A 21,974-nucleotide genomic window follows, 5' to 3' on the forward strand; every position below is an offset into this window, starting at 1 on the left:
ATGTTATTAGGTGGGATTGAAGCGGGTGGTACAAAATTTGTTTGTGCTGTAGGAGACTCGGCAGGAACTATTCTGGAACGTATAACGATTCCTACCACTACACCTGAGGAAACAATGCCTCGGGTATTCGCTTTTTTTGAAAAGTATGAGCTAAATGCAATTGGTGTAGGTTCTTTTGGTCCAATTGATGTAAATATCGATAGTCCTACATACGGCTCCATTACCGCAACACCGAAACTTGCCTGGAGAGATTATCCGATTGTTAAGGAATTAAGGCAGCGGTTATCTGTTCCAATTGGTTTTAATACGGATGTAAATGCTGCTGCACTGGCGGAGGCCACCTTAGGTGCTGCCAAAGGACTGGACAGCTGTTTGTATATTACGGTGGGTACCGGAATTGGTGCAGGAGCAGTTGTGCACGGAAAGTTACTACAGGGGTTATCTCATCCGGAGATGGGGCATATCCTAGTTCGACGCCATGAAATGGACACCTACGAAGGGAAATGTCCATACCATCAAGACTGCCTTGAAGGATTAGCAGCGGGACCCGCGATTGAAGCACGCTGGGGCCAAAAAGCGGTTAACCTGGAAGGGCGGGAAGAAGTTTGGGAGATGGAAGGGTTTTATATCGCTCAAGCCCTTATGCAATATATTTTAATCCTATCTCCAAAGAAGATTATTTTAGGCGGCGGGGTTATGAAGCAAAAGCATGTATTCCCGATTATCTATAACCATTTAAAAAAATTACTTAATCAATATGTTGTATTACCTGAACTGGATACAGCCATCGATTCTTATATCGTTTCTCCCGGATTGGGTGACAATGCAGGCGTAGTTGGCTCACTCCTTCTTGCTGATCAAGCTATTCAAGGTAAATAAAGGAAGATGTGTCCAGGTTGGACACGTCTTTTTTTTGATTCTTCTATAGTCCTGGCTGAAAATAAGTTTGAGTTAAAATTATTGAGTCAACATATCTAGTTTTATTTTTCGAATATAAAAATTAAAGGGTAAAATTGTTTATTTTTATTAGTAAACGACCTTTATATCTCTGCTCTCCTCTTCAAGTGATTGCTATTAAATCCCCAATATATTTACAATTCAATCCCTAATTTTTTAGACTTTAATAACTATAAAAAACAAATGCTATTTTTAATAAATAGTAAAAATGCACTAGTTTATCCAATTAATGTAAGGGTATTTAAAAATATCTTAACGAAAAATGTCACAAAATTATCAAATTTAGGTTTAAGTATATGAAAGAGGGGGTCATATATTACTTTTTTACCAATTAACATCTTATTCTATTAAATTATTTGCAATTTATGTAAAAAGTTATAATAATTTCTATTAAAGTGAATATTTTGTGATTTTATGTAAAGGAAAGAGGGGTTGAGGGGAACCGATGTTAGAGTCAAAAAGGAAAGCTATTATATTCATGCTATTATCTTTATTTTTAGCTATTTTGGCCGGATTCTTTGTATTGCAGAAGGTAAAGGCTTTAAACAATGATTTAGGGACAGTTGTATCCGTTTATGCAGCTAATGAAGATATTTCTTCAAGACAGGAATTAAAGCCTACTATGATTACGACAAAAGATATTCCAAAGAAGTATTTGGAGGAATACCATATTACAAATGTCAGTGATTTAGAAAATAAGGTATTAGTCGTTCCGCTAAGTAAAGGGGACGTCATCTCTAAGAATATTCTTAAACAAGCCTCTGTAGTATTAGAAGAAAATAATCGATTGATTTCGATGATGTCGGATGAAAGAGTCCTATTCGATGAGGCATTGGAAGCATTGGATCGTGTAGATATTATCGTTTCAGATAAATTGGAAGGGAATAAGGCTCAAACTAAAATATTTATGAAAGACGTAAAAGTAGCCCGTATAGCCAAAAAAGATAATAAGTTTCAGGGTGTTCAACTGGAGATTCCATTGGACAAGGCTCCGGAATTAATACATATGCAGAATTACGCAGACAGTGTCCGGATTATTAAATCAAATGTAGGTCAGGCTACGGAGACTCCTGAAGCCGCAAAGAAAAATGAACCGGTGGTAACAGAAGAGGCAGTAGTTGAGCAAAAACCGGTAGAAAAGAAGGAGCCAGAGGTAAAAAAGACTGAAGAAGATGAAAAAAATAAGGAAGCAGATCCTGGAAAAGATACATCTAAGGATAAAGAGAAAGAATAAAAAACAAATTAGTTTGTACCTATTTTCTAGAGATGGCGGGGGAAGGTTTTATGAATGAAGAATTATCATTGCTGGTAATAGGAGATGAAGATAATAGTATTTATACAGCTATAAAGGATATTTTGTCTGAGTATCCCAAATTTACACTGGTATCAACCAGCCGTGTTATCCAGCAGTTAGAAGATGGCGAGCACATAGATATTGCTTTAGTTCTCAATCGACAGGAAGCGCCAGTAATAGAGGTCATACAAAAGATTAAAAGGACAAGTCCTGAAACGCTGGTTATGTTTTTGAATTCCATTCAGGATTTTCAATTAGTGAGAGAAGTTTTGCGTGCGGGCGCATTGGATTATTTAGTTATCCCCGATGAAATTAATTTATTATCAGAAAGGCTTCAAACGTTAAAAGAAATGACCAAAACTAACAAAGCGAGCGGGGCTGTAAATTCGTCTATCTTTTCAAGGGGACGAGGAGAAGTTTTGGCTTTTTATAGTGGAAAAGGGGGAAGCGGTACGACCTTCATTAGTTCCGCCTTTGCTCAAACCTTGAAGCTCGATTCAACTGCGGAAGTAATCTTACTGGATTTAAATTTGCAGTACGGAGGAATTGAAACTTATCTTGGGATTGAAACGAACCGTTCACTTGCCGATTTGAAACCTGTCATACAAGAGATTAATGACAGCCATATTCGAAACGTGACGGAGAAAGAGAAGTTTTCGAGACTTGAAGTCTTATTGAGTCCAAGAGACACAGAAGTTGCAGAGTCCATAGATGAAGACTATGTTCAACGTCTAATCAGAGCTTGCAAGAGAAGTTTTGATTTTGTCATTATTGACATACCTAGCTACATTGATATTGCCTCATTTGCTGCAATTGAAGAAGCAGATAAAATCTTCTATGTTATTACACCTGATACTCCTTCCATACGTGTGTTTAAAAGTGTAGAGGAACTCTTCAAACGCCTGGGAATTCATTTAGATGAACGTATGGAAATCATTATCAATAAAACAGGAAAAGATAGCGAATTAAATGGCAAAGATTTAAGTAGATTCATTCAATATCCGATTGCCGCAGAAATTAAAAAGGATATAAAGGGTGTTCTTCATTCCATTAATAAAGGTGAACCTATTCGAAAAGAAGCTAAGGAAAAGCGGCTCCCTGCAGTAGCGAAGGATGTTCAAAAATGGGTTGCCGGCTTATTGAAATAATCGAATGGCGATTTGGAAGGAGAGCAGATTATGGCACTTTTTAATAAAAAAAGGGACGTAACAATTGAAAAAGAGGTTACGTATAATTCCTTGCAATCAAATCCCTATATCGATGAATTGGTTGAACATTACAAAACCAGACTTCTAACTGAAACCAATTTAGATACGCTAACAGCATTATCTGAAGGCGAAAAGCGGCTCACAATCGAACGCTTAATCAGCGCATTTATGTCTGAAGAAAAAGTTGTGATCCCGCGGTACGATAAAGAGACGATGTTAGCTAGGCTTATCGACGAATCAGTGGGTTTTGGTCCATTAGAGCCGTTGCTCAATGATGATTCAATTACAGAAATACTCATTAATGGCCCCGCTGAAGTTTTTATTGAAAAACAGGGAAGATTGCAACGATCAGATGTCAATTTTAGAGACGAAGCCCATGTTAGACATATTATTGACCGAGTGGTTGCTCCTCTTGGGAGAAGGATAGATGAAAGTTCTCCAATGGTCGATGCTCGTCTTCCGGATGGCAGCCGTGTAAACGCTGTTATCCCGCCAATCAGTTTAAACGGGACATTGGTTTCTATCCGTAAATTTCGTAAAACACCATTTGAGATGCAGGATTTATTGAATTTTGATTCTCTAGATGAAACTATGGCGACCTTCCTTCAGGCCATAGTTGAAGCAAAAATGAATGTGCTGATTTCTGGAGGAACAGGAAGTGGGAAAACTACTTTTCTGAATGCTGTTGCAAAGTCCATACCGATTCATGAACGAGTTATTACAATAGAAGATTCAGCTGAACTACGATTAAATCGGGGATCTGTAGTCGGACTGGAGGCAAGACCTGCAAATGTTGAGGGACGTGGGGAAATTACGATCCGACAATTAGTAAAAAATGCCCTACGGATGCGTCCTGACAGGATTATTGTCGGAGAGGTACGGGGATCGGAAGCATTTGATATGCTGCAGGCTATGAATACCGGTCATGAAGGATCGTTGACGACTGTGCATGCCAATTCCCCATCAGATGCACTGAGCAGGGTTGAAGGAATGGTAATTATGGCGGGAATGGATTTACCGTCACATATTGTAAGGGAGTATATTGTAGGGGCTTTGGATTATATCATTCAAGCTGAGCGTTTATCAGATGGGAAAAGGAAAATCACCCATATATCTGAAGTAAGCGTTGATGAACAAAATAAAGTTCAAATCAGAGATATCTTTCATTTTAAACGTACAGGTATGGGAGCGAATGGAGAGGTATTGGGATACCATACTGCAACAGGCTTAGTTCCTAAAGCACTCGAGAGACTTCGTATATTCGGTATTCACTTGGATGAAGTAATCTTTAGGCCAAAGGAGGAGGAATTGGTGTATGAATGAAATGCTTTACATCCCTCTCACTGCTGGTGTGGCTATGTTGGCTTTTATAGTTGGCATTTATTTTTATCTTGGCTACCGTGCCCAAAAACGTGAATGGAAACAGAAGCTGGCAACCTGGTATCCAGAAGAAAAACGTAAAAGCTTTATTGTCGGTTTGGGTGATAAATACGACAAAACAGATCGGGCTAAAGTTTTAGCAGAGAAATTACATAATGCAAATCTTATATTAACCCCATCTGAATATCTTGGCTTTCATCTGCTTGGATTCCTGGGACTAGTTTTGGTCTTTACAAATATGTTTAAAATCCCCTTCCCTCTTAGTGTAATCATACCTATATTGATTTTACTAGGTGCCCATTCCGGTTTATTCATGGTCCGGAAAAATAAATATGAAGAACGCTTTAATGACCAACTGGCAGATATCTGTCGTTTGCTCGGAAATGCGGCCAGATCGGGTATGACACTAACTCAGGGAATCGATTTGGTGGCGAAAGAAACACCCGCACCGGCAGGAAAAGAATTTAAAAGAATTTCGCAGGAGTTGAAATTGGGGGTCCCATTGGAATACGCCCTGCGTTCTATTCAAAAACAAAATAAATCACGGGATTTCCAACTGTTTATAGCGACGTTGCTCATTCAGAAGAAAACTGGTGGTAACTTGGCAGCGATCCTAGAATCCATGTCCAACACACTTGAGGATCGCAAAATCCTTAATCAATCTATTAAAACCATGACAGCCGAGCAAAAATATATTTCATTTATTGTTCCGGCAATGCCTGTGTTTCTCGTCTTGATTATGAACGCTTCAGTGGATGGCTTTGTAGATCCGCTATGGACTGGACCGGGAATTGTATTACTTGTTTTGTTTGCAGCGGGTGTTGTACTTTCGTTTTTCTTGATTCGAAAAATCACGAATATAAAGGTGTAAATTATGGATGCTCTAATTATTTTATGTGTGCTGTTATTTTGGTTGTTTTTTACATTAACGATCCGTCATTATTCCCGCTATTTAAATGAGAAAAGGGGACTCATTGGCCATATTGCAGAAACGGTCCATGAAGGGTATTTGGGTGTTCCTAAAAAGAAGAAAAAGAACTCAAAACTTACTGATAAACTTCTCAGTTATTCGGATGATTTTGCTGAACTAGGGAAACGGATAAACTTCTTTAGTGAAAATAAAGATATTGAAGACTTGCTCAGAAAATCAGGACGTCCCTATAATTTAACACTGGACAGATTCCAGGGTCTGAAAATTTGGTTGGCTGTTACGCTTTTCTTTGGTTCTTTGATCTTTTTAATTCTAGGATTTCCGTTGGCTCAATTTGGTCCGATCTTTATGCCGCTAATTGGGTATATGGCTCCTATTATTCTGTTGAAGCAGGCAGCTAGAAAACGTCAGGAAGCATTAAGACATGATTTACCTGACTTCCTAGATACAGTGAGTACCAGTTTGCAGGCTGGTGTCAGTCTGGATCAAACCTTACGTGAGGTTATCCGTTATTTTGAAGGACCGCTACACGAGGAATTCTCCCGTTTTAACCATGAGATTGATTTAGGTGTTCCTCGTGAGATGGCATACAGAGGTCTGTTGGAGAGAAATGATAATAAGGAATTCCAGGGATTAATAAAATCTCTGATACAAGGATTAAAGCTGGGAGTGCCAATCGCAACGACATTTAAAGTACAAGCCGAGGACATGAGGCAATTCCGCGAAGAGAAAATTAAAGAACTCGCAGCCAAGGCTTCTCCAAAAGTAACAATGGTAACCACCTTTGTAGTAGCACCTGTATCACTTATGATCATTGCAGGATTAATGGTCTTAAATATGATTTATGGTGAAAACAGCATTGGAAGTTTATTTAAGTAACCCCCTCCCAAAGGGAGTTTAAAATAATAAAAATTATAAGAATAATAGGAGGAATGGAAATGAATTATTTAACAGGAATGTACGTAAAGGCAACAACTAAGCTAGGTGGATTGGTGAAAAACGAAAGAGGATCTCAGACTTTGGAATGGATTGGGATTGCAGCGGTTATTGTTATTTTGGTTGGGGTTATTTCGACAGCGTTTGCTGGGGGAGACCTTGGTGAAACTGTTAAAACTAAGTTTACTAGCCTTCTAGATAAAATGGTTGCTGATTGATAATTATACAACAAAAACTAGGAGGTATGGGGTCTTGAAAAAATGGGTGCTAATAGCAGTTGCTGCTTTGTTTATATCAGGATGCACTGATCAAGAAAAAGAAACAGAAGTAAATGAGAAGCCTAAAGAAAATAGTACTGAAGAAGTGAACAGTGTAGAAGAAACAGATCCGGAGAATGCTATACCAAAAGAAAATGTCTCAGTTGAAGAAACTTCATGGATTGAAAAATTTGAAGCTGCTCCAGAAGTAAAGATGAGTCCGGAATATTTAGCTAACCAACCTCAAGGACCTTATGCAGATATCAGCTACGATTCGAATCCAGAATCCTATCAAGAATTTTTGAAGGTGATGGAAGGTATTCCAGAGAATGCTACGGAAGAGGAATTAGACAAAGTGTTTAACTATATAGTAAGTCAGGTTTCTGTAGATGTTACAGACCCACAAACGGTTATAGATAGTTGGAAGGTGAGTTCCTTTGGTGATCCTGAAATAGAAGATAGTCGATATCAATTTAAGGAAAATTACAATATTGAGGTTATCTTAGATTCTAGTGGGAGTATGGCTAATATAACTAATGGTAAAACAAGAATGGTTGTAGCGAAGGAAGCGATTCAGCAATTCTTAATGAGTGCGCCTGAAAAAGCCAATGTTGCCCTTCGAGTATATGGTCATAAAGGAACAAGTAAGGACAGTGATAAAAAATTATCTTGTGATAGCAGTGAGTTAGTTTATAAGTTTGGATCCTACAAGGAAAAAGAGTTTAACCAAGCATTGAGTTCCTTTGAACCTGCTGGTTGGACTCCTTTGGCTCAGTCGTTGATGGATGCTCAGAATGATTTAAAAGAGTTTAAGAGTGATAAAAATACGAACATGATATACGTGGTTAGTGATGGAATTGAAACCTGTGATGGGAACCCTGTAGAAGCTGCTAAAAAACTTGGAGAGTCTGATTTGCAACCTGTCATTAATATTATTGGTTTTGGTGTCGATTCAGAAGGACAGAAACAATTGAAAGAAATGGCAACTGCATCGAATGGAACTTATACAAATGTTCATAACAGTAATCAACTAAAGTCGGAATTTGATAAGGCTAAAAATGCTTTAGAGAAATGGAAACAATGGAAGGAAAATGCTAATTATGATGCCAAGGTAGACCGTAATAAAAGATATTTGGATACTAACAGTTTGAATAATGAGTATTCTAATAATATCCAAAAGCAACAGAATAATATGGTTTTTATTATTAATGGATTGAGAAACAAAGACCTTATAACATCTGAACAGAAAGAATACTTAACTTCAAGAAAATCCGAATTAGCAAAAGAAATGGATGAAGCCAGAAAGACATTAAGAGAAGATCTCGAGAATTTAAATGCGAAAACTCTCGAAGATACCAAAAAACAAATCGAAGAGAAATACAATCAAAATACGCAATAATAGGAAAAGTCATACACCTTGATTAAACACTACTTCCTGATATGAGTAAGGAGGTTAAGGTGAAGCGAAATAGGTTGGTAAGAAAGCTCCTTGTCATGTTTGCCATATTATTTGTCCTGTTCCATTCCATCTCTATTCCTCTTGCGGCGGCCAGCTGGACCGGGGATGCCTGGAAGGGTGATGCTTGGAATGGCTCCGATTTGAAGTGGAAAGGGGATAAAAGGCTGGGTGCAGGATGGCTGGGAGCGAGATGGTTGGACCCAAGAGGGATGGAATCAGGATAAGTGGAGTCAAGATGGTTGGGCTGGTGATGGCGTCAGCCCGATAGACCCTGCGACAGGAGAACCATGGACGGGGGATAAAATCAGCGAAATTAATCCGGCCACCGGAAAACCATGGACCGGTGATGAGATCAACGGAATCAATCCAGCTACCGGAAAGCCGTGGATTGGCGATGAGATCAACGGAATTAATCCAGCTACCGGAAAGCCGTGGACCGGCGAGGAGATTAACGGAATTATTCCGGCTACGGGAAAACCATGGACTGGTGATGAGATTAACGGAATTAATCCGGCTACCGGAAAGCCATGGAGTAGCGATGATATCAGTGGAATCAATCCGGCAACAGGAAAGCCTTGGTCATCGGATGCTTCCAATGGCGCTAACTCAATCACAGGTGGAAATAATGGTTTTATAAATCCACAGACCGGATTTCCTTATTTATACGCTCCAGGACGTATTTCAGTTGATGAGGTAAATGGTACAGATTCAGAAGGTAACATTGACCTTTATGGTCTTACTAAATATATTGCTAAAGATGTAATTGCGGGGCAAGTCAAATTTGTAAATGTAATTGAAAATGGGAAGTTTAGTTTGACTAAGCCAAATAGTATATATGGACTTATGATGAATGGATTCAGGCTGGGGCTTGGTGAATCGAACTCATCCTTTAATATGGCATATGAATCATATTTATGGGCTGATAATATAAACAGCGTTAACGATGCAATTACTACGCTGAGAACCTATTCTCCCATTCAGAATGCTGCTAATTCCGGGTTGGGGGGACTTACCTCAGCCTACAGGAATGCCTCTCTTGCGAATTCAGCTGCAAAATTTGGTACATTGGCAAAATTTAATGCAGCGGCAGGAGTAGTAGGAACAGTTTTTTCAACGATTGATACTGCTAAAAATACTTCGAAAGCAATCAATGTATTAAAAAGTTCAGCATCAGGAACAGAGAAAACAACTGCAGTAGCCAGTGCAACAGAAAGCTTTGGTTCTTTGTTAATGTCTAGTGGTGCTGTGGCGAGTGCTCTTCCAGGTGTACAAGCAGTTGGAGCAACAATGGTCCTTGTTGGGGCAGGCATTTGGGGAGTTTCAAAAGGTGTTAAATATGCTGCAAAGCATTGGAATTCTATAAAAAGCGGGGTTAATAATGCTAAGAAGAAAGTCGGAGGTTGGTTTAAATCATTAAGGGGTGCGTTTTCATAAACCATCTTCAAAATGGGAGGAAAACTTTTACCCCTCCTCCCATTCTTTTTTAGACATAATATGAAAATAGCTAAGAGAGAGGTTCCAAGTATGGAAAGAACCACAGTGGAGAAATACGCCAAAAAGTATAAAAAGCTTCTTGAGAAAGTTACCATTATTCATTTTGTTCTTTCTTATAATAAAAGAAAGTGGTGGTTAGCGGAGTATAGCTTTAATAATACCCCTAAAGGATATGCAGTGTTTACAGAAGGCGATTCAAGTGTCAACGAAAAGGAAATTGCCCTTGATCATATCGGTTCTTTTATCCGTACTTGTATAGGAATACAATCCATCGTTCATCCTCGAATTGCAGTGACAGAGGAGATAAATAATACGCTTAATAAAATGAACGATATCTTAAATTTGTGGGTGAAGAGTGAAGAAGAAATTAAGTTGAAAGATCAGTTTAATGAGTTTACTGATTTTATATTATGGTGCCATGAAAAGACCAATGAATATAACAATGAATTTTCCAAAATAGCAAAAAAAATTGATGAAAATCATCTGTTTACAGTTGAACAAAGGGAGCAATTAGTTCTAATAGGAAGTAAGCTGGACTTAATTATTTATCTGCAAGTTAAGTCTCAATATGATCAACTGCATAAGAATCGGGAATTGTTGAGCCATTTGAAAAATCATAGAAATAATCTTGATAAAAAAGATTACTATTATATTGTTACCAATTTAAAAAAATATTGTGATTCAAATGCACAAAAAGACTTTGAAAAGTCCTTGTTTAATGAAGATGAGCTGATTTGGAAAGATGTAATAGCTACCATAGACAGTTTTGAAAGATTGAAGGAATCATCACATCAAAAATATAAAAATATTGATAAGCGTAAGTTGCAAGAAATGGTGCGTTTATTAAGGAATTAGTTATGATTGAAAATTTTAATAGATAAGAATTTCTATTATGGAATTATAAATAATGAATATGATGGGATGGAGATTAATGGACAAGCCTTTTCGTGAAGCATTTGCTCTTTTCACCAGCAGATTTGAACATATACTCTTGTTGGGAGTAACAATTATACTTCCCCTGCTACTAGGCCACGCTTTGTTATCAAACTATATATATGCGGTTACACCGACTGTGTTGGGAACGACAATAATATCTGATATTTACTACACATTTCTAACTGTTCTCTTAATGCTCTTCGCTCAAGTTCCGTTAATAAGATATATGTTTAATGAATACCAGGGACATGAAGGAAGCTTGAAAAATGCTTATTTTGTTTTTTTTGCTAATGGATTTCAATTTTTTGTTTTTGCTATTCTTGCTAGTTTTTTAACGACCGTTGGAATTATTCTATTTCTTTTACCGGGGTTGATTATTTTAACTCTTTTATATCCGATTCCTTTTGTAGCTGCAATGGATAATAAAAGTATATGGAAGAGTTGGAAATCAGGAATTAGGCTAGGTAAAAAGCATTTCTTTAAACTTTTTCTCTTAATTCTAGGGATGTCTTTAATTGAATTGATGATTTCTGGAGGAATTACACTATTAATTCTCTCATTAACTACTTCTTTTGCTGCACAAATTCTTTCTCATATTCTATTAAATTTGGTCTTCTTCCCAATCATCACACTTATCATCACAGGTTTTATTATCAAATGGAGAGAAGAAATCTATACATTGGAGGCAAATCGATCAGCTAAGGAGGAGTGGGCTTAATGAAATGGAAGGCTCTAATCCAGCGTGAGAATGGTTCTGCTACTCTCGAATTTTTGGGTATGGTACCTCTTGTTTTTATGCTAATGCTGATTATTTGGCAATTCGTTGTCGGAGTCCATGGAGTCATTGTCACACAGTCAGCTGTCAATGAGGCTGCTAAGGTATACTCCATAACAGGTGAATGGGATCAGGCAAGAGCTGCAGCGGAGAAAACAGTCCAGACGGGGGCTAAATATCTTACCTTTAATAGTGCGCAAACATCAGTGACAAGTTCAGATATATTTACAGCTAAAGTTTCAGTAAATATAGAACTAATCTTCTTCCCGGATAAATTATTTCCAAATGGCGCTCCTTCCCTGGCATTCTCCAGTGAAGCGAGCGGTAAGGTGATTGAATGAGGAAACGATTGAATGAGGATGGAAGTACGACACTTTTTATTCTCGGTATGTTAAGCGTAATGATGATTATGTTCATTGTTCTGTATAACTATGCCAAAGTTTATGCTGTCAAAGAACAAGCGTTTACAAGTTCACAACAGGCAAGTTTGGCGGCAACAGCAGAGTTTTACGATAGAGTGTGGAATCTTGTGGCAGAGTTTGATGGAACTGATGAAGAAAATCTTCCGCAGCCTGACCCGGATTCGGAAGATGCTCTTGAGGTAAATCCGATTACTAAACTAAAGATCAAAGAGATGGTTGAACGAAAAAAAACTGAACTGGCTAACAGCTATCCAGAAAAAAGCACAAATGAAGTTCATATAATGGCGATTGATGAAGTTCTGAGCGAAGAGCTTAGTAGTGGCTTGGGCAAAAAAAGGCTGAAAGAGATACTAATTGATAACTATGAACACTCCATAAAGGCCGGTACAGTAGCAAAGGCTAAGGAAGTTATTCTCGCTAATGATGGGAAATTGGAAAAGGCACAAATACGGCTTTTTAAAGATAATCGTATTTATGTCAGAGCGGCAAATGAATTTGAAGGACAAGGGAAGTTGTTTGATGGCTTTAAAGAAAAGCTATTTCAAACCGGAGCAGGTCCGGAAATCGGTTTTTTATCCTACCTTGATGGGATAAATGATGAAACGATCCAGCTATCGAATGAAGTCGATAATGGAGTGATATGGGGTCAGTGACAGTGGTTGTACAGTTCTTAACTCCCTTCAGATGGGGGAAACAGCTTGCAATAAGGAAACTTTTGAGGTTTTTAAGAAGTAGAGACTAGAAAAATACAATCAAAATACACAGTAATAGGAAAAGAACAGTCACCTTGCGTAAACAAACAACACTTCCTGATTGAATGAGGGGGATAAGGTGATGCGGAATAAGTTAGTAAAAAAGCTCTTTGTTGTATTTGCTATATTTTTTGTCCTGCTCCAATCAATTTCTATTCCGTTAGCAGCAGCCAGTTGGACAGGTGATGCATGGAAGGGTGATGCTTGGAAAGGCGACGCATGGAATGGCAACGATTTGCAATGGGAAGGAGAAACTTGGAAAGGAGATTCATGGAAGCAAAAAGGCTGGGTGCAGGATGGCTGGGAGCGTGATGGATGGACTCAAGAGGGCTGGGATCAGGATAATTGGAACCAGGATGGATGGACAGGTGATGGTGTCAGTCCGATAGACCCGGCGACGGGCAAGCCGTGGACCGGTGATAAGATAAACGGAATAAATCCAGCCACAGGCAAACCGTGGACTGGTGACGACATCAGTGGAATTAATCCGGCAACGGGAAAGCCATGGACCGGTGATGATATTAGTGGAATCAACCCTGCGACAGGTAAGCCATGGACTGGTGACGATATTAGTGGAATTAATCCAGCGACGGGCAAGCCATGGACTGGTGATGATATTAGTGGAATCAATCCGGCGACAGGCAAGCCATGGACTAATGGTGAAACCAATGGAATTAACCCAGAAACGGGCAAGCCTTGGTCGAATAAAGGAATTCAAGGGAGTTCACCTGCGATTGAAGGGAATGGACAGGATAAAATTGACATAGACCCCTATGAAGCGACAAAATTTATAATGAATGATGTTATTGGTGGTCAAGTAAAAGGAGCATATGAAATAGAAAGCGGTAAGTTTAGTTTATTGAAACCCAATAGTTTTGCTGGCATTATGCTCAATGGCATAAAATTAGGGGTTGGAGATTCATCGGGTTACAATTATTTACATGGTGGATATGAGATCGCTGATAAAGTGTATACGGGCATAGATGGTATTACAGATGCAAGGAAATATAGGAACTTAATTCAAAGCGGGCAAGATTTGTCTACATTTGATTCTATATTTGGTTCTTCTACTAACCCACCACCATCCGCGTCTTTTGGAATGTTGTCTAAACTTAATGTTGGTGCTGCAGGAATAAGTACAGTCTTTTCCACGATAGACACCGTTAAAAATGGTATTAGTACCTATGATTCAGTAAAGGAAAATGGTTGGCGTTCTGCTAAAACGGTGGCTGCTGGAGCAGATACTACGGCATCAATTGGAGAAGTATTAATGAACTCTGGCGTCGTGGCAGGTGCTATCCCCGGGGGGCAGTTAGTAGGAGCATATATGGTTGCAGGTGGTGCAGTGTTATGGGGAGCATCGAAGCTGGTTAAAGGTATAGCAGATGGCTCAATTAAAAAAGGAGTTAAGAAGGTCGGGGAAAAAATAGGATCAATGTTTAATTCTATTAAAGGTGTATTTTCTTAGATAGAATTTGCTCTATATACTCATCGCTTTTTGTATACAAATTAGGGGGATCCAAATGATTAAATCAGAAGCTGAAGAGATCGCAAAAAAACATAAAAAGTTATTAGAGAAATGTACCGTTATTAATTATTGTTTTAATTATCAATCTAAAAATTGGTGGCTTGCAGAATACAAAAAATTCCCGGGTAAAAAAAGAAGTGGCTACGTCATTATATCAAGCGTGGAAAGTTCCTATGATGAGAAGGTGTTTGTGCTTGATCATTACCTGTCCTTTATTGGAGGAGTTTTAAAAATCCAAGATATTGTTAGGCCGAGGATTAATGCGACAGACGCCATTCATAATACATTGGAACAAATGAACAATGTATTGGAAATTTGGGCAGAAAATGAAGAGGAAAAGAAACTATTAACCAGTTTTAAGGGGTTTTCTGAATACATTCTGTGGTGCCAGGAGATGAAGAACAACTTTTATGAGACATTTACTGATCTTGGTAAGAGAGTTGATAAGGAACGTTCATTTACAGTAGAGGATCGAGTTCAGCTATTAGACCTGTTGCCTAAAATGGATTTGATTATGTATCTGCAAGTAAAACGTCAGTATGAACAATTAGAAGCCAACAGACATTTATTAAAAACGGTTAAACAAACAAAATCAAGATTTAAATCAAAGGATTATTTATATATAAAAGAAAAACTTTATAAATATTGTGGGCCTGATGCTGAAAAAGACTTTCAATCAATCTTTGATGAAGGTGAATTAAATTGGAGTCAATATCCAGCAACTAAAGAAACATTTTACAATCTTCTTGATTCCTCCATTCAAAGGTACAAAAACCATGAAATGAAAGAGTTAGAGGAACGTAAAGTTTTAATCAGGAGCTAATGAATTTCTATTCCATCTTTATCTATATCTTAGGGAACTACTGATTTATCAAATAAAAGTATGGGAGATGATTATAGGTGAGTAAGAAGGAAAAACGATGGAGTAAATTTTATAAATATTTTATGATTTTCTTTTATGTCCTTCTTGTACCTATTGCGATTTTTGACTTCTTTGCTGGTGGAGGTTTCCCTTATGAGATCCTAATTGTTGGACTTGCTCTTCCAGCGATGAGGACAAATCACCTAAATATTATTAGAGCAAAGGGTGGATAATCCTTACATCAAATATTCAACTAGACTTGTAACCTCCGCTTTTGCATCAAGTGGAGGTTTTATTTATAACTGAAATAATGGGAATGTGTATACATCAAGGACTTATCAGCTTCCTCATAACTAGGAGGTTTATCATTGAATAAGTCATTATTTATTCAAAAGGTATTCATATTGATGGCGATTGCTTTTATACTCTTTCAATCTTTCATTATCCCATTCAGTTCAGCAGCATGGTCCGGAACACCATGGAAAGGGGAACCATGGGAGGGGGAATCTTGGGAGAATAAATCTTGGCATGGAGATAGTTGGCAGGGAGATATAGGAACGGGTGGAGAGCCGCAGTCCGGCTCTCCTAATGGCCAATCGGGAAATATCCCAGATATGGAAAACGGCCTGCCAGGAATAGGCCCTGTCCAACCGCCTTATAAAGTACCGGATTATTTACCTGGCCATAATCATAATAGAACAGATGGAAATGGCAATCCTACCTATCCAGGCGTAATATTACCTGGCAGTAAGATAGGTGGTGACTCCAATTCAACTCATCCGGGCGGACTATTACCAGGCTCTTCGCTTTCTCCTGGTCCAATAAACAGCAATGCTCCTAGTGGTGGGAGTGAAGGAATAGAGGGTAATGAACCAGATACGTGGAAAACCATTGACTTTGTAGGGAATACTATAATAAATGGGCAAGTCAGTTTTACAGTAGATGTACTGCAGCAAGATGATCAATTTAAACCAAGCAGTGTATTTGGGAGACCAAACTATCTAACAAACATCCTGGTAAATGGAATTAAATTAGGAGTTGGAGATGGCACTTGGTTTGATTATGTTGAAGATATGAATACTGCTGTTGATATGGGATTTGGGATTTATGATACTGCTGAGGCATACACATTAGCTACCAGAGCAACCTCAGCTGCTGATGCAGCTACCGATATTATTCCAACCGTTCTTAATACGGGCAGTACTGGTGCATCAACATTGGGGATATTATCAAAGTTGAATATCGCGACAGCCGGGATAAGTACAGCTTTTTCAGCGGTTAATGCAGTAGATTCTCTAATTGAGACAGCTGATACATTTAATAGTAATGCAGAGACAAGTGTGAAAGTTTCAGCAGGAGCTGATACCTTTTCCAAAATTGGTGAAACGGTTTTTAATGCTGGACTGTTTGCCTCCGCCATACCGGGGGGACAGAATCGACGATAAAGAAAGTATGTACTCTATTGGAGCTATGATGGATTTACTCCTATTTCTTCAAATCAAAAACCAATTGGATGAATTTAATAATAATAAGGTTCTATTAGACAAATTGAAGAAATCTCGTAATAAGCTATCGTTCTTTAAATATAGGAAAATAAAAAAGATCCTCTCCATATATACGAAGGAGAATATGTACCAAAACTTGATCGCTTCAAAATCGACATTCGGAGACCAGTGGGATTCAATTAAAGCAGATTTGAACAGCGTTCATAATAGAGAACTATATCAAGATTTGTTGGAGCTCTACTATGAGCGGGATAGGGAACTGGTTCTGCAAGCTAAAGAAATGTTGCGGAATTAGTCTGTTAATCGTTTTTATGTTTAAAAATCAAGATGTTATTTGGTAGGTTTACATTCAAGAGACTTCATAAAACATAACTTGAGTAGAAACTCATCAGTAGTAAAACTAAAGCTTATCTTTATTAAAAGGGGGGAAAATCTCTCCTTTTTTTATTTTGGGTCTTATTTCGCTCTTTCTTGAATGATTAAACCCCTTTTCTACAAAATATTTACAATAAAGTTATTGACTGTTAATACAGAATATTATAACAATAAGGTTATAAGTAGAGGGGGAATATGGCGTGAATGAAAAACTAAATCCTATGATAGATAAGATTATCCAAAATATAGAGAAAGTGATTATCGGTAAAAGAGAGGTTGCTAAGTTAAGCATTACAGCCCTTTTGGCAAAAGGACATGTATTGCTTGAGGATGTACCCGGTGTTGGGAAGACTATGTTAGTTAAGTCTATTGCCAAATCAATTCAGGCTGATTATAAGCGTATTCAGTTTACACCGGATTTATTGCCATCTGATGTAACCGGTATTTCCATCTATAATCCGAAAGAGCATGAATTTATCTTTCGTCCCGGGCCTATTATGGGGAATATCATATTGGCTGATGAAATCAATCGAACATCTCCCAAAACACAGTCATCCTTGCTGGAAGCAATGGAGGAACATAGAGTTACCGTTGATGGCGTGACACACAAATTGGCCAATCCATTCTTTGTTATGGCCACCCAAAACCCAATTGAATATGAAGGTACCTATTCTTTACCAGAAGCGCAGCTGGACCGATTTTTACTTAAAATGAAAATGGGTTATCCGGAGATGGCTGATGAATTGGCGATTTTGACAAATGCAAAAATGCTTGCTTCTGTTGAAGATTTAAATCCTGTAATTACTGTTGATGAAATGGTGAAGCTGCAGGAGGAAATCCAATCTGTATATGTGGATGATATGATTGCGCGGTATATTGTAGAACTGGCTGTGAAAACGAGGAACGATAATCGAGTTTATTTAGGCGTAAGCCCACGTGGAACGGTTGCTCTTATGAAGGCTTCGCAGGCTTGGGCTTTTATGCATAATCGTGATTACTGTATACCAGATGATGTACAATTTCTACTTCCATATGTATTTAATCATCGTATGATCGTGAAGGCTGAATCGGTTTATGATGGATTCAATGCTCAAGTTATTCTCGATGAAATTTTAGCAAGGACGCCTGTACCGGTACAAAGGCAAGTGAATTAAAAATGAAATTTATAAGAATGACGTTAAATAAATGGGAAAAGTGGTGGAAATTTGTCATTCTCCTGCTTTTACTAATTATGACGTTCACATATGCCATGTTCCAGGGAGGGTTTGTCAGCTGGTTCCTTTTTTATAGTTTTCTTCCGTTCGCCTTGTATGCTCTAATGATTTTTGTCTATCCATTAAGTGATTTTACAGTAGAGCGGGTCTTAGGTGATCAGGAATTAACGGCCGGTGACCCAGTAGTTATGAAAATTATTATTAAAAGGAATATGCCGGTTCCGATTGCCTACCTGCTCATTCATGAACTATTACCGGAAAGGCTGGAAATCCTACTCGGAAGGGAAAAAATCAGTTCTATCGTTTTTCCGGGATTCAGAAAAAGAATAGAATTGTCCTATAACATTAAGAGTATGCCAAGAGGAGAGCATACCTTTAATAAGCTTGAAATAAGAACAGGAGATATTCTCGGGTTAATTGAGAAGAGTAGAATGATAGATTCCGATAAAAAAATCCTTGTACTTCCTGCAACGGTTCCTTTGCCATTAAGACAGGTTCTCGGTGATTATGAACAAGGCAAGCGCACAAATTCCTATAAAATCAGAAATGAAACAGCGATGGTTTCTGGTATTCGAGATTATGCTCCGGGTGATCGTATGACCGTCATTGACTGGAAATCAAGTGCAAGGGGCGTCGGGCTCAAAACTAAAAACTTTGAAGAAAAACACAGCAGTGACTTCTTTCTTTTAATAAATTGTGAGAGTGACCACTCTGTTTTTGAAGAAATGGTGACCTTTAGTGCATCAATCGCTGAAATTGGTTTGACTAAGGGGATGAAATTGGGTCTCTGGGCTGGTGGAGGTGGACTGGATAACCTATTAGAAGTAAAGGAAGGAAAAGGATATGTTCATAAAGCCTTGAATTTTATGGCTAAAATAAAAGCTTCGCCAAAAATTGATGTAAGTTCCCCAAGATTTTATACACCTCAGACAAGATTTATACCGCCAAATGCATCTCTTATTGTTGTTACTTCTGTTTTACATTTACCATTCGTAAAAGCATATACCAACCTTGCTGGAGGAATCCATTCCTTGTATATTCTATTTTTCTGTGAATCTTCCCATGTACTCAATAAGGCTGAACAAGAGGCCTATACCTTTGGAATAAATCATGGAGCGAAAATGTCTATTATTCGAAATCGAGAGGATTGGGGAGTTTTTGAAGAGAGGGGCGGCAGATGAAAATGAAAACGAATAACCTGCATCCCGGTATACGTCTTCTGTTATTCCTGTTTGCTTTTATTATGCTAATAGAGTGGATGAGACCAGTTGGAGAAGTGACAAACACAAGCCAAATTAAGTATTTTATTATTTTTGCAGCCGTTTCATTGGTGATGTATGCATTCAGAGTGTCCTGGAAAATCATGACTCCTGCTTTATCCGTTTATATAGGTATGAGTCTTTATCTGATTTTTTATCGTCCTGAATTCTATTTGACAGAAGACAGTTGGATACGCGCTTTCTTCATCGATATAAAAGAGGGATTGTTCTCTGTATTTTCAACAGATTGGCAAGGGTTAAGTCCTGAATTCAGAACGTTTCTTTTCTTCATTTTAATATGGATGTTTACCTATTTAATTCATTATTGGGTACAAGTGAAACAGCGATTGTTCCTGTTTTTGTTTATGACATTTATCTATGTAACAGTTCTAGATACCTTTACAACCTATGATAGTGATCAAGCAATTGTACGAGTAGTCGTTATTGGATTTGCTATCCTTGGCATGCTCGCATTAGTACGTTTGCTAATCGGGGAGAACATCCACTATACGAATCGAACTGCTATCCGTTGGCTTATTCCTTTATCTAGCATGATTGCATTTGCGGTAGTCATTGGTTTTTTTGCTCCAAAGCCACAGGCGATATGGCCTGATCCTATTTCCTTCATTAAATCAACCTCAGAGAAATTTGGATCTACTCAAAAAAGGATAGGGTATGACAAGGATGACAGCAAATTAGGCGGAGATTTTATTGGCGATGATGGGGTAGTGTTTCGGGCTTCCTCATCTGTCCGTACGTATTGGAAAATTGAAAATAAAAACGTTTATACGGGTAAAGGATGGGAAACTGGTGCAGATTATGGCATGGGTCAAACGATATTAGAATCAGAACCAGCTATGCTATACGATTACAGGGGGGAAACTACGAATACATTGTCAACGGCTGAACTGGAATTTGAGATAGACCATGGCCATATTCCTTATCCAAGCCCTATGGCTATTGAGCAAATTTATAATCTGAATCCTGAGGATGAATCAGTTTTTTCTAGTTTATTGTATTCAGGTGACTCCTCTGAGATTACCCCGATATATGAGGACGATACGAATAAAAACGAATTAAAAAAGGTGGGCGTGCAATTTAGAAGCCCCACCTATTATCTGGATGTACTCCAACAGGATGAAATAAATGATTTGTATGAAATGGAAATGGATTTACTACTAAGACAATCGATGGGTATACCTGATTATGTTCCGGAGCGTGTCTCAAGCTTAGCAATAGAGCTTGCAGAAAAGACGGGATCCAACAGTATGTATGACCAAGTCAAAGCAATTGAGGATTATTTGAAAGGTGAAAAATTTACTTATAGTAAAGAAGATGTTCCATACCCTGAGGAAAGCCAGGATTATGTAGACCAGTTTTTATTTGAAACACAAATAGGCTATTGTGATAACTTTTCAAGTGCCATGGTTGTAATGGTCCGCTCTCTTGGAATCCCGGCGCGTTGGGTAAAGGGATATACAGCAGGTGATTTAGTGTATGACCAGGAGCTGGGTGAGTCTCGGTATGTGATTACAAATAACAATGCGCACTCATGGCCTGAAGTTTATTTTCCCAGCGTAGGATGGGTTCCTTTTGAACCAACGAAGGGCTTTAGTTCTGAAGTACGGTTTACAGCTTCTCAGGAGGTCAGCAATGACCAGGAGGAAACGCAGGTTACGCCAGAAACGAATCAACCAGAAAATAAGGAGCCAGAAAAGCCGGTCGAAACAAAGGATACAGCTTCCCAGTTTACGTTCGGAACAATCAAAGGTAAAATAGCGGAACATTGGAAGAAAGCTCTAGTGGTGATTTTGGTATTAGGTGGAGCTGCTGCTTTATTATATAGAATCAGAGGAAAATGGATGCCGCACATTTGGGTGTTTTATTATAAGAGGCTTATGAAAAAGCCGAATTATTCAAATGCCTATATGCAATTGCTTCGAGAATTAAATCGGTATGGAATAAAAAGAAAGCCTGGACAGACCCTGAGAGAGTATGCGATTTACGTGGATCGTTTCTTCGGATCATCAGATATGAATAGGCTAACGCATGCATATGAAAAACACATTTATTCTGGAGAAAAAACTGAAATGGATTGGCGAAATTTTCAAGAACAATGGGAGAAGATGATTTTAAGAACTATTGCTTGACCACACTTTTCTCTCAAGTTACAATTATGGCGGTTAATAAAAAGCAATCTACCCTTCATATAATTTCGAAAATAAGGTTCGGAAGTTCCTACCAAATCACCGAAAAATGATTTGACTATGGAGGAATTATATAAATGTTAACTAGAACTCTGAATGGTAAATAGGGATTCTAGTTTTTCTTTATTCGAATGAATAATCCTAAATTGTGGAATAGCTAGTACATAAAGGATAAGGATTCTAATAGGTTGATACCTGGTATTTCTTTATAAGCATATGGGGA

The 21,974-nt window shown here is 38.2% G+C and carries 22 protein-coding genes and 1 riboswitch; all 22 genes read left to right on the forward strand.

The annotated features are described in order from the left end of the window. The 22 genes from AC4G3O_RS16805 (at position 1) to AC4G3O_RS16910 (ending at position 21,694) form a co-directional block, all read left to right on the forward strand. Positions 1 to 879, forward strand: a complete 879-nt coding sequence (locus tag AC4G3O_RS16805) for an ROK family protein (RefSeq protein WP_140462275.1) — start codon at positions 1 to 3, stop codon at positions 877 to 879. A gap of 523 nt (positions 880 to 1,402) precedes the next feature. Next, on the forward strand, positions 1,403 to 2,191 hold the full coding sequence (gene cpaB, locus AC4G3O_RS16810) for a Flp pilus assembly protein CpaB (protein ID WP_066109859.1): 789 nt from the start codon (positions 1,403 to 1,405) through the stop codon (positions 2,189 to 2,191). 50 nt (positions 2,192 to 2,241) lie between these two features. Beyond that, a complete protein-coding gene (locus AC4G3O_RS16815) occupies positions 2,242 to 3,399 on the forward strand; it encodes a CpaE/TadZ family protein (protein ID WP_066109856.1) in 1,158 nt (385 codons plus the stop codon). 30 nt (positions 3,400 to 3,429) lie between these two features. Beyond that, the gene (locus tag AC4G3O_RS16820; protein WP_066109852.1) at positions 3,430 to 4,782 is read left to right on the forward strand and encodes a TadA family conjugal transfer-associated ATPase; all 1,353 of its coding nucleotides are present in this window, start codon (positions 3,430 to 3,432) and stop codon (positions 4,780 to 4,782) included. Further along, entirely contained in the window at positions 4,775 to 5,710 is a 936-nt protein-coding gene (locus AC4G3O_RS16825; RefSeq protein WP_077248199.1) for a type II secretion system F family protein, read from the forward strand. Before AC4G3O_RS16820 ends, AC4G3O_RS16825 begins: the two co-directional genes overlap by 8 nt. 3 nt (positions 5,711 to 5,713) lie before the next feature. Then, on the forward strand, positions 5,714 to 6,649 hold the full coding sequence (locus AC4G3O_RS16830; protein WP_066109849.1) for a type II secretion system F family protein: 936 nt from the start codon (positions 5,714 to 5,716) through the stop codon (positions 6,647 to 6,649). Between the two features lie 59 nt (positions 6,650 to 6,708). Further along, entirely contained in the window at positions 6,709 to 6,924 is a 216-nt protein-coding gene (locus AC4G3O_RS16835) for a hypothetical protein (RefSeq protein WP_066109846.1), read from the forward strand. Positions 6,925 to 6,958: 34 nt separating this feature from the next. Then, positions 6,959 to 8,362: a VWA domain-containing protein gene (locus AC4G3O_RS16840; protein ID WP_491136485.1), complete on the forward strand. Its 1,404-nt coding sequence runs from the start codon at positions 6,959 to 6,961 to the stop codon at positions 8,360 to 8,362. Positions 8,363 to 8,421: 59 nt separating this feature from the next. Beyond that, the gene (locus AC4G3O_RS16845) at positions 8,422 to 8,646 is read left to right on the forward strand and encodes a hypothetical protein (RefSeq protein ID WP_491136486.1); all 225 of its coding nucleotides are present in this window, start codon (positions 8,422 to 8,424) and stop codon (positions 8,644 to 8,646) included. After that, positions 8,591 to 9,856 carry a hypothetical protein gene (locus AC4G3O_RS16850; RefSeq protein ID WP_491136487.1) on the forward strand — a complete coding sequence of 422 codons (1,266 nt, stop codon included), beginning with the start codon at positions 8,591 to 8,593 and terminating at the stop codon, positions 9,854 to 9,856. Before AC4G3O_RS16845 ends, AC4G3O_RS16850 begins: the two co-directional genes overlap by 56 nt. 90 nt (positions 9,857 to 9,946) lie before the next feature. Then, complete coding sequence (locus tag AC4G3O_RS16855) at positions 9,947 to 10,771, forward strand: hypothetical protein (protein ID WP_491136488.1); 825 nt, start codon at positions 9,947 to 9,949, stop codon at positions 10,769 to 10,771. Between the two features lie 76 nt (positions 10,772 to 10,847). After that, the gene (locus AC4G3O_RS16860; protein WP_066109834.1) at positions 10,848 to 11,570 is read left to right on the forward strand and encodes a hypothetical protein; all 723 of its coding nucleotides are present in this window, start codon (positions 10,848 to 10,850) and stop codon (positions 11,568 to 11,570) included. Continuing rightward, the gene (locus AC4G3O_RS16865; protein WP_066109831.1) at positions 11,570 to 11,968 is read left to right on the forward strand and encodes a TadE family protein; all 399 of its coding nucleotides are present in this window, start codon (positions 11,570 to 11,572) and stop codon (positions 11,966 to 11,968) included. The genes AC4G3O_RS16860 and AC4G3O_RS16865 overlap by 1 nt, the downstream gene beginning before the upstream one ends. After that, entirely contained in the window at positions 11,965 to 12,702 is a 738-nt protein-coding gene (locus AC4G3O_RS16870) for a Tad domain-containing protein (RefSeq protein WP_066109828.1), read from the forward strand. The genes AC4G3O_RS16865 and AC4G3O_RS16870 overlap by 4 nt, the downstream gene beginning before the upstream one ends. Before the next feature lie 181 nt (positions 12,703 to 12,883). Beyond that, a complete protein-coding gene (locus tag AC4G3O_RS16875) occupies positions 12,884 to 14,269 on the forward strand; it encodes a hypothetical protein (RefSeq protein ID WP_066109827.1) in 1,386 nt (461 codons plus the stop codon). A 55-nt stretch (positions 14,270 to 14,324) separates the two neighbouring features. Beyond that, on the forward strand, positions 14,325 to 15,152 hold the full coding sequence (locus tag AC4G3O_RS16880; RefSeq protein ID WP_066109826.1) for a hypothetical protein: 828 nt from the start codon (positions 14,325 to 14,327) through the stop codon (positions 15,150 to 15,152). A gap of 77 nt (positions 15,153 to 15,229) precedes the next feature. Continuing rightward, the gene (locus tag AC4G3O_RS16885; protein ID WP_066109823.1) at positions 15,230 to 15,424 is read left to right on the forward strand and encodes a hypothetical protein; all 195 of its coding nucleotides are present in this window, start codon (positions 15,230 to 15,232) and stop codon (positions 15,422 to 15,424) included. A 135-nt stretch (positions 15,425 to 15,559) separates the two neighbouring features. After that, complete coding sequence (locus AC4G3O_RS16890) at positions 15,560 to 16,636, forward strand: hypothetical protein (protein ID WP_491136489.1); 1,077 nt, start codon at positions 15,560 to 15,562, stop codon at positions 16,634 to 16,636. A gap of 184 nt (positions 16,637 to 16,820) precedes the next feature. Next, a complete protein-coding gene (locus tag AC4G3O_RS16895) occupies positions 16,821 to 16,991 on the forward strand; it encodes a hypothetical protein (RefSeq protein WP_175354328.1) in 171 nt (56 codons plus the stop codon). A gap of 301 nt (positions 16,992 to 17,292) precedes the next feature. Next, on the forward strand, positions 17,293 to 18,225 hold the full coding sequence (locus AC4G3O_RS16900; RefSeq protein WP_066110019.1) for an AAA family ATPase: 933 nt from the start codon (positions 17,293 to 17,295) through the stop codon (positions 18,223 to 18,225). Positions 18,226 to 18,227: 2 nt separating this feature from the next. After that, entirely contained in the window at positions 18,228 to 19,466 is a 1,239-nt protein-coding gene (locus AC4G3O_RS16905) for a DUF58 domain-containing protein (protein WP_066109816.1), read from the forward strand. Next, positions 19,463 to 21,694, forward strand: a complete 2,232-nt coding sequence (locus AC4G3O_RS16910) for a transglutaminase domain-containing protein (RefSeq protein ID WP_077248198.1) — start codon at positions 19,463 to 19,465, stop codon at positions 21,692 to 21,694. The genes AC4G3O_RS16905 and AC4G3O_RS16910 overlap by 4 nt, the downstream gene beginning before the upstream one ends. 35 nt (positions 21,695 to 21,729) lie before the next feature. Next, positions 21,730 to 21,832, forward strand: a riboswitch (purine riboswitch). Positions 21,833 to 21,974 lie beyond the last annotated feature (142 nt).

This window comes from Bacillus sp. z14 (2026) (assembly GCF_058313575.1).